Source organism: Longimicrobiaceae bacterium, from assembly GCA_035696245.1.
Lineage (GTDB): Bacteria > Gemmatimonadota > Gemmatimonadetes > Longimicrobiales > Longimicrobiaceae > DASRQW01.
Map to the genome: position 1 here is coordinate 1 of DASRQW010000045.1, position 8,935 is coordinate 8,935.

7 protein-coding genes and 1 tRNA gene are annotated in these 8,935 nt (G+C 72.0%); 4 read left to right on the forward strand and 4 right to left on the reverse strand.

Annotated features, from left to right (window positions below; all coding sequences use genetic code 11):
* Positions 1–426: 426 nt before the first annotated feature.
* The 4 genes from VFE05_01940 to VFE05_01955 form a co-directional block, all read right to left on the reverse strand.
* Positions 427–551 (reverse strand) — tRNA-OTHER (locus VFE05_01940).
* A 1,030-nt stretch (positions 552–1,581) separates the two neighbouring features.
* Positions 1,582–2,142, reverse strand: coding sequence for a hypothetical protein (locus VFE05_01945; protein HET6228807.1), 561 nt, complete (start codon positions 2,140–2,142; stop codon positions 1,582–1,584).
* 122 nt (positions 2,143–2,264) lie between these two features.
* Positions 2,265–2,891, reverse strand: coding sequence for a hypothetical protein (locus tag VFE05_01950; protein HET6228808.1), 627 nt, complete (start codon positions 2,889–2,891; stop codon positions 2,265–2,267).
* 164 nt (positions 2,892–3,055) lie between these two features.
* Entirely contained in the window at positions 3,056–4,924 is a 1,869-nt protein-coding gene (locus VFE05_01955) for an ATP-binding protein (GenBank protein ID HET6228809.1), read from the reverse strand.
* A gap of 151 nt (positions 4,925–5,075) precedes the next feature.
* Here VFE05_01955 and VFE05_01960 point away from each other — a divergent pair, with 151 nt between their 5' ends.
* From VFE05_01960 to VFE05_01975, 4 genes are all read left to right on the forward strand, one after another.
* Positions 5,076–6,257 (forward strand): class I SAM-dependent rRNA methyltransferase, encoded by a 1,182-nt coding sequence (locus VFE05_01960; GenBank protein HET6228810.1) that lies wholly within the window; start codon positions 5,076–5,078, stop codon positions 6,255–6,257.
* 435 nt (positions 6,258–6,692) lie between these two features.
* Complete coding sequence (locus tag VFE05_01965) at positions 6,693–7,544, forward strand: class I SAM-dependent methyltransferase (GenBank protein ID HET6228811.1); 852 nt, start codon at positions 6,693–6,695, stop codon at positions 7,542–7,544.
* Between the two features lie 223 nt (positions 7,545–7,767).
* The gene (locus tag VFE05_01970) at positions 7,768–8,469 is read left to right on the forward strand and encodes a DUF4157 domain-containing protein (GenBank protein ID HET6228812.1); all 702 of its coding nucleotides are present in this window, start codon (positions 7,768–7,770) and stop codon (positions 8,467–8,469) included.
* Between the two features lie 52 nt (positions 8,470–8,521).
* A complete protein-coding gene (locus tag VFE05_01975) occupies positions 8,522–8,890 on the forward strand; it encodes a hypothetical protein (protein HET6228813.1) in 369 nt (122 codons plus the stop codon).
* Positions 8,891–8,935: the final 45 nt, after the last annotated feature.

Consider the following 8,935-nt stretch of genomic DNA (forward strand, 5'->3'; position numbering starts at 1 on the left):
GGGGACGGGGGCGGGATTCGAACTCCGCTGGAACCGGTAACCCTCCTCCAGCGGCCCGCTTTGGGGCGGGCGTAGATCGGCGAGGGTTCTCCCGGCCTCCGCACCACGGCCGTTCTGCTGCTCGCCCCAGCGGTGCCGAAGCACGCGCGGGGACGGTAGATGTGAAGCCGCGTCACGGCGGAAGAGGGCGGGGTTCGAACCCGCGGGCCCGGACAGGGACCTTACCCAGATAATCCTCTCCCAGCGGCCCGCGTGGCGGGCAAAAAATTGCGGATGTCTCCGCAACCGTGCCGCGGCTTCGTCACTGCTGGTGCTCTTCGATCACGGATCGGGAGATGCGCGGCTGTCCGCGTCTTCCGCTCCGCCGCGGCGGGGGCTCCCTACGGCCCGGAACCCCCGCCCCGCGTGCTTCTTCGTCCTTCTCAGGGAGACCGGCGGGACTCGAACCCGCAACCACCCGAGGTTCATTCGTTAACCCTCGCCCTGCCGGCCCGCTGCGCGGACGAGTTGTGCGGGGAGGGTAGGCGCTCTACCGATTGAGCTACGGTCTCCATCAGCTGCTTCTCGGACGATTCGCGGCTTCAGAGCCGGGATCGCCGTCCATCTCCGCGCATCCGAAGATGCGCAGGCGCCGGTGGCGCGGCGGGGCGTGGCCTTGGGCACGGGGAGTCGCGTTCGCTCGTGCTTGGGGCTGGTTCACGCCGCCGCCGGCCAGCGGTCATGCGGGTGCACTTCCGTCCATCGTGGATCACCTCCGCGCGTGGCTTTCGCCGTGAAAGGAAATCGCCCCACCCGGCGGCACTTCCGCGGGTGGGGCGATGTGGTCTCGCTCCCTCGAATCCGGTGGGGCGTTCACGCCGTCATGGCGCGCACCCTCCGCGGAATCCCGCCGTGCCCTTCCCCTCGTTGCTCCACGCGTCTTTACCGAGACGCGCGTCCGATTTCCCGTAGCCATTCGATTCGCTGCTCCGCGGCTCCATCCCGAAGCCGAAACCCGCGTCCGCGCTGCCCGCCGGGCATACGACGGCGTCCGCGCGGCGCGAAGCCGCGCTGGTCCGCGCCACGGCCGAGATGCCGCCCGTGTGCGTTGCGCCGAGGTGAATGCCGTGTTGCGGAGCCATGGAGCGTTCGGGGCCTGGTTCGTGTTTCCTGACGTGGCGGAGACGGTCTCCGCGAATCCGGGCGAAAGTGCCGGAAACGAAAAATCGCGCCGCCGATGTCTTCGCGCGGGAACCCTTTCGGGGCTCCTGCGGCCGGGGTTTGGCTCGCATCTGCTGCGGCCGTGATCCGGTGAACATCGGGACGCGACTCCCTTGAGCCGACGAGTCTAACCGGGCCCCCAAACGTTGTCAAGGGTCGGATCCGCATCTCCCGAAACCGAGCCGCCGCCTGGAAGCGACACGATCCGCGGGTGGGGGATGCGCAGCTTTCCACCGTCAGGAGAGGCAAGTCGAACGTCCATCGGGAGATGCGATGCAGGCAAGCGTCGGCGCTCGCTTCGCATCTCCCGAACTCTGCTACACGGCTCTCCGGACGGGCTGGCCGGCGCGCGGTCGGATGTGCACGCGTCGGCCTGCGAGGCTAATACGAAGCAGGCGGGAACGGGGCGTCGAACCGGCCGTTGGTTACGGTGATGGTTTGCGCGCGGTCCGGGTAGAGGTACGCAGTGCCCGAGAAGGTGCCCTTCACGCGGCTGATGCTGCGCTCGGTGACGGTGACGGAGCCGGCGGTGAAGAGGAAAACCTTGTGGTCCGGCGCGGACTGCCCGTCCAGCGGCACGGCGATATCGAACTCGCCGCGGCCGCAGTACGCCTCGTTCGGGTTGCACGTCTCGCTGATCGCCACCGTGCCGGTGACGGTGCCCATGGCAAACTTGAGCGCGATGGCGTCGCTTCGCGTGCGGCTGGTGGGGTGCGCCGCGCTCACGCCGCCACCGCCGCCGGCGACGTTCTCGTAGGTCAGCGCGCTCGGCTCGTTGACCCGCAGCGCGCCGCTGGCCGAGTAGTGCCCCGCAGCCACGCCCGCGTAGTCGAACGAGAGCGTGCCGCTGCGCGCGTCGCTGCCGGACGTGGGCGACGAGCAGCCCGCGAGGGCGAGGAAGACGGCGGCGGAAGCGGTGCGAAGGGTGCTGCGTGCAAACATGCGTATATCTCCAGCGGCGTCGAAAAGATGCACGGCCCGGCGGTTGCCCGGGCCGTGCGAGGGTCCGGCGCCGCGAAGGACGCCGGGTCTTCTGCCCGGCCGGTTCGGCCCGGCCGGAACGGCTACAGCGGCAGCGGCGTGCCGCCCGGATTGCTGCTGGCGGAGACGAGCGGTACGTCGAAGTGACCGCCGGTCACGGTAAGCGTCTTGGCGGGATTGCTGCCCAGCACCGTCGCCGTGCCGGTGAAGGTGCCCACGATGCGCGCCCCGTCTACGGAGGTGATCTCGAGCGTGCCCGAGGTGAAGGTGTAGATCTCTTCGTTGGGCGTGGGCGTGCCGGGGATGAACGTGCCCGCCCGGTCGTAGATGCCCACCGCGCACGTGCCCACCGCGGTGCTGGGCGAGCACGATGCCGTGAACTGGAAGCTGCCCGGCGCGGTCACGTTCGGCAGCAGCAGCGCGGTGCCGTCGGCCAGGTTGCCCCCGGTGGGCTTGATGGCGACCACGCTCACGTACGGATGCGTGGCGTTGGGCTCGCGCGCCGCCGCCGCGAACTCCTTCCCGAAGCGCGACGGGTCGCTCGCGTGGTACGTGCCCGCGGCGGAGAAGGTGCCGGTGGACGTGCCGGTGAAGCCGAACGCCATGGTGCCCTGGAAGTCCAGCTCGTCGGCCAGCCCGCCGTTGCATGCGGCGATGGAGGCCAGGCAGAGGACGAGCGAGGCTGCGGATAGCTTGCGGGCGAGCTTCATGGCGGCGTCTCCTGTGGCGCGTGCTGCGGGCGTGGATGGGATGCGGCGGGTGGGGCCTGCGGGGGCAGAACGGCGCGAAGATAACGGCGCGCCGCCGCGGCCCGCAAACCGTGCACGAGCAGAACGAGCGGCGGGCACGCGGTGTGACGGCGGGCTGCGGAGGGCTACGCCTCGCTGAAGGGTAGGTAGAGCGTGAACACCGCGCCGGAGCCGTCGCCGCTGCGGGCGGTGAGGTCGCCGCCCATGGCCCGTGCCAGGCGCCGCGAGATGGCGAGGCCCAGGCCGCTTCCGGGCTCGCGCTTGGCCTTGTTGCCGCTGGCGATCTGCAGGAACTCCTCGAACACCACCTCTTCGCTGTCCGCGGGCAGGCCGGGGCCGGTGTCGCGCACCTCGATCCACCCCTGCTCGCCGCCGATGCCCACCGAGACGGAGACCTCGCCCGCCTCGGTGAACTTGACCGCGTTGGAGAGCAGGTTCACCAGGATCTGCCGGACGCGCGGCGGGTCCACGCGCATGCGGATGCCGCGGTGGCCGTCGATCTCCAGGCGCAGGGCGAGCGACTTGCCCTGGGCCTGCGGGCGCACGGTGACCACCGCCTCTTCCACCAGGTCGCCCAGCGGCACCTCTTCCAGGTGGAACTCCATGCGGCCCGCGTCCAGCTTGGCGAGGTCCAGGATGTCGTTCACGAGCTGCGAGAGGTGGCCGGCCACCTGGGAGATGCGCTCCACCATCTCCAGCTGGCGCGCCTCCAGCTCGCCCACGATGCCGTCCTGCAGCAGCTCGCTGTAGCCCACGATGGCGGTGATGGGCGTGCGCAGGTCGTGGCTCATGGCCGAGAAGAACCGGTCGCGGCGCACCGCGGCCTCCTTCATGGAGTCGTACATGCGCGCGTTGCGGAAGGCGAGCGCCACCTCGGCCGCGAGGGTGCGGGCCAGGCGCACGGTGTCGGGCGCGACGGGCGACCCGTGGCGCCACCCCACCAGCAGCGCCCCCGGCACCTCGCCGTCCGCCCGCAGCGGCACGATCACCGCCGAATCCAGCCCGTCCACCGGCTCGATCGTGCGGACGTCCGCGCCTCCATCTCCCGCGCTTCCGTCCCCTGCGTGAGCTGCGAACGTATCGGCACCAGCATCTACCGACACGCCGGCGTCCACCGACCCGCCCGCATCTCCCGTCGAGCGCCCACCGACGGAATCGGCTGACGAGCCTGCATCTCCCGAGGACGTGGCTGGCGTCATCTCGCGATCCGGCAGCGGGTCGTCGCTGGGGGCGGGATTGGCGACGAGGGTGGCGCCGGTGTCGCAGACGGTGCGGAGGTGGGGAGCGAGCGCCGCGAACAGCGCGTCGGGGTCCGCGCCCTCGCCGCACCAGTGGCGGCGGCTGTCCATGAGCGGCAGGTCCACGGCGGTCATGTCCGCCTGGAAGAGCCCGCGCACCCGCTCGCAGAGCGCGCCGAAGATCTCGTCCGGGTTCAGGCTGGATGCGACCGCCACGGCGATCCCGCGCAGCGCCTCGCTCTCGGCCGCGCGGCGCTCCAGACCGGCGAGGCGCGCATCTGCCGCACGCCGTTCGCGCACCTCGTCCGTGACGTCGCGCGCGAACAGCAGCACCTCTCCCGATCCCCCCGCTCGCGAGGTCTGCGACGAGCTTTCGGGAGATGGGGAGCGTTCGACGCTGGCCGAGGGGCCAGCATCTACCGAGACACCGCCGGGAGATGACGCGGCTTCGGGAGATGCGTCGAAGCGCGAGATGATGAACTCCACGAAGCGCGCCGCATCTCCCGGCACGCGGATGGCGGGCGTCCGCTCCGGCTCGCCTCCGGCGCGGACGCGGGCGATCGCGGGCGCCAGGACGTCGCAGCCGGGAAGGCCCGCTTCGGCGGCGGGGCGGCCAAGGGCGGAAGATGCGGGCGTGCCGAACCACTGCTCGGCGGCGGGGCTCCACGCGGCGACCCGATCCGCGGCGTCCAGCAGCACCACTGCGCCGGGAAAGGCGCGCTGGAGCGCTTGGAACGGGCCGGCCGGGTCGTTCATCTGCATCTTTCGTCGCTGTCGTCCATCCCGCCGGCGGCGAGCCTCGCGCACGCCGGGTGCCCCGCGGGGCGAATGGATGTATACTACGCGCGTTCCGGACCCGCTACCGCGGCTCCGCGCGACCTGCACCCGATGCCGTGAGCCGCCCCAGATGACGCTTCCACCGCTCCGCCTGAGGAAGAACGAAGAACGCAGGCTGCGTGCCGGGCACCTGTGGGTGTTCAGCAACGAGGTGGACGTGGCGCGCACCCCCCTCACGGCCTTCCAGCCGGGCGACGCGGTGGCCGTGGAGGACTCGCGCGGGGGGCCGCTGGGCACCGGCTACGTGAACCCGCGCTCGCTCATCGCCGCGCGCCTGGTGAGCCGGGAGGGCGCCGCGCTGGACGCCGACCTGCTCCGCACCCGCATCGAGCGAGCGCTGGCGCTGCGGGAGATGCTGTTCCCGCGCCCCTTCTACCGTCTCGTGTTCGGCGAGAGCGATGGGCTGCCGGGGCTGGTGGTGGACCGCTTCGGCGACGTGCTGGTGGTGCAGCTCACCACCGCGGGCATGGAGCGGCTTCGCGCGGAGGTGGTGGAGGCGCTGGACGCGGTGCTGCGCCCGCGCGGCATCTTGCTGCGCAACGACACCTCCGGCCGCGCGCTGGAAGGGCTGGAGAATTATGTGGAAACCGCCGCGGGCGAGGTGCCCGAGGTGCTGGAGCTGGAGGAGAACGGCGTTCGCTTCCACGCGCCCATCGGCGGGCAGAAGACGGGCTGGTTCTACGACCACCGGATGAACCGCGCGCGCCTTCAGGCGTACGCGCCGGGCAAGCGCGTGCTGGACGTGTTCAGCTACGTGGGCGGCTGGGGCGTGCAGGCCGCCGCCGCGGGCGCCGAGCAGGTCGTGTGCGTGGACGCATCCGCCTCCGCGCTGGAGGCGCTGCGCGGGAACGCGGCGCTGAACGGCGTGGACGGCAAGGTCACGGCGCTGAAGGGCGACGCGTTCGACGTGCTTCGCGGCCTGGCGGGCGAGGGGCGGCGGTTCGACGTGGTGGTGCTGGACCCGCCGGCCTTCATCAAGCGCAAGAAGGACCTGAAGGCGGGGGAGGAGGCGTACCGGCGCGTGGCGCAGCTGGGGATGGAGGTGCTGGCGCCGGGCGGGATCCTGGTCTCCGCCTCGTGCTCGTTCCACATGCACCGCGAGGCGCTCCAGGACGCGATGCTGCGGGCCGCGCGTCACCTCCGGCGGGAGCTGCAGATCACGGAGGAAGGCCACCAGGGGCCGGACCATCCCGTGCATCCGGCGATCCCGGAGACGGCGTATCTGAAGGCGTTCTTCGGGCGGGTGGGGTAGCGGCCCTCACCCGGCTCGTAAAACTCGCCTGCCCTCCCCCACAAGTGGGGGAAGGCACGCCATTGGCGCGGCTGGGGATCGGTATGGGTCGAGGGTGGCTCCGCGCTGCTCGGACGGTGGCGACTCGCGCTGCGCGCTGCGGGAGGGGGAGATGCGGCGCTGGCGCATCGGCCGAGTGTGTCGGCGGCGGGAGAGGCGGGGCGGGCGAGGGAGATTCGGCGCGCGCGGAGCCTCGTCCGAAGGACGGCCGCAGTTCGTAGCCGGGCGTTTCATACGCCCGGCGGCGCTCGGGCCGCGTGACCGACTCACGGATTCGAACCGCGCCTTCTGCGGCATCTGATCTTGAGGATACCTCACGCCGCAGAGCCTTCGCGGAGCGTCGACGGCCGCGCATGATCCCGGCGACATCATCATCCACCGCTTGCCTGAGCGACCATGAGCATCGGCAACATATCGGACACGGCGCGGTGGGTGGCGCTGTATCGCGCCTGGGAGAGCGAGCGGCCGGACGCGCTGTTCCACGATCCGTACGCACGGAAGCTCGCCGGGCCGGACGCCGAGGAGCTGGTCGCGGCGGTCCCCGGCGGCACGCGCATGGCCTGGGCGATGGTGGTGCGCACGCAGTTGCTGGACGAGATGATCCTGCGCGCCGTGCACCGCGACGGCTTCGACACGGTGGTGAACCTGGCCGCCGGGCTGGACGCGCGCCCCTTCCGCATGGCTCTGCCGTCCACGCTGCGCTGGGTGGACGTGGACCTGCCCGGCATCTCCCGCTACAAGCGCGAGCAGCTTGCGGGCGAGCGCGCCGCCTGCCGCTACGAGAGCGAGGAGGTGGACCTGGCCGACGTGGACGCGCGCCGCAGCCTCTTCACGCGCATCAACGTGAAGGCGGAGCGGGCGCTGGTGATCAGCGAGGGGCTGCTGGTGTACCTGCCCGCGGCGGACGTGGCGGCGCTCGCGGCAGACCTGCACGACCAGCCGTGCTTCCTGCGCTGGCTCACCGACCTCGCCGGGCCGCGGCTGCTGGGCATGCTGCACAAGCAGATGGGCGGGCACCTGGCCAAGGGCGGCGTGCGCATGCAGTTCGCCCCGGAGGAGGGGCCGCGCTTCTTCCAACCGTTCGGCTGGCGCTTGGCCGAGCTGCGCTCCACCATGGACGAGGCCCGCCGCCTGCGCCGCGAGATGCCGCTGGCCTGGCTGTGGCGCGGCCTGGGCCGCCTGTATCCCGCGAAAGTGCGGGAGGAGCTCCGCACCATGTCCGCCATCGTCGCCCTCGAACGCACCTGACGCGATCGGCGGATTCCGCCCGCTCGTCATCCGCCAGGCGGCGCGGGTGCGGGAGATGTAGGGCGGACGGCGGGGCATCTCGGCGGTTGCACATCGCCCATCCCCAGCCCGCTCCGCAGACCCCTCCGGCCGATGTGCGGAACGGGATCGTTGCAGGGCTGCATCGGTTGGGAATAGATTGGAAGCCCCACGCGCTCGCACGCACCCCCACGCCAGGGAGAGCATGAGCACCCACGCGGAAGACCTGCTCGAACGCGCACCCGCCCCGCCGCGCCTCACGCCCGCGCTGGCGGAGAGCGTGCACGCGCCCGCCGTCCCGCTCATGCGCGCGGCCTCGCCCGCGGCGTTGCGGCCTGCGGACGTGCTGGCGCTCCAGCGCAGCGTGGGCAACCGCGCCGTGCAGCGCATGATCGCAGCGCGCCCGGTGGTGCAGACGAAGCTCACGGTGAACACGGTGGGCGACGTGTACGAGCAGGAGGCCGAGCGCGTGTCGCGCCAGGTGGCCGCCGGCATCGGGTCGCCGGGGGTGGACGAGCGGGAGGAGGAAGATGCGCTGATGACCGCGCCCCTGCTCCAGCGCGAGGGCGACGAGGCCGGCGGCGCACCCGTGGAGCCCGAGGTGGAGAGCGCCATCGACTCGGCGCGCGGCGGCGGACGCCCCATGGATGCGTCCATCCGCGCGAGCATGGAGTCGGCGTTCGGCGCGGACTTCTCCGGAGTGCGCGTGCACACCGGCGCGGCGGCGGACTCGCTGAACCAGGCGGTTCAGGCGCGCGCCTTCACCACCGGGCAGGACGTGTTCTTCAGCGGCGGCGCGTACGACCCGGGCAGCGGCGCCGGGCGCGAGCTGCTGGCGCACGAGCTCACGCACGTGGTGCAGCAGAACGGCGACGACGTGCGCCGCAAGGAGAGCTCCGAGGGATGATGCCGCGCCCGGCCTTCCGCCGTCGCGCATCCACCGCCCGCGGCTGAGACGCATGCCCGCCATTTCCCGGATCGACCCGGACTGCGGCGCGGTCGTGACCACCATGTCCGGCCACGTCACCGACGACGACCTCCTGGCGCAGCAGCAGCGCCTGCCCGGCGAGGCCGGGTTCCAGCCCGGCATGCACCACCTGGTGGACGCGCGCGGTGTGGAGGCGGTGTCGGTGACCCCCGCCGGGGTGCGCGCCCTGGCGAACGGGAACGTCTTCAGCGCCGCGTCGCGCCGGGCCATCGTGGCGCCGCGGGACGCGGCGTTCGGCTTCGGGCGCATGTTCGAGCTTCTGCGCGGCGACGGGGTGGAGGAGACCCGCGTGTTCCGCGACATGGACGAGGCGAGGCGGTGGCTGGAGTTGGACGGCTGACCGCCGCCGGACTCGTCTCGCGGAGAGCCGGACGCGGAGAGGAAG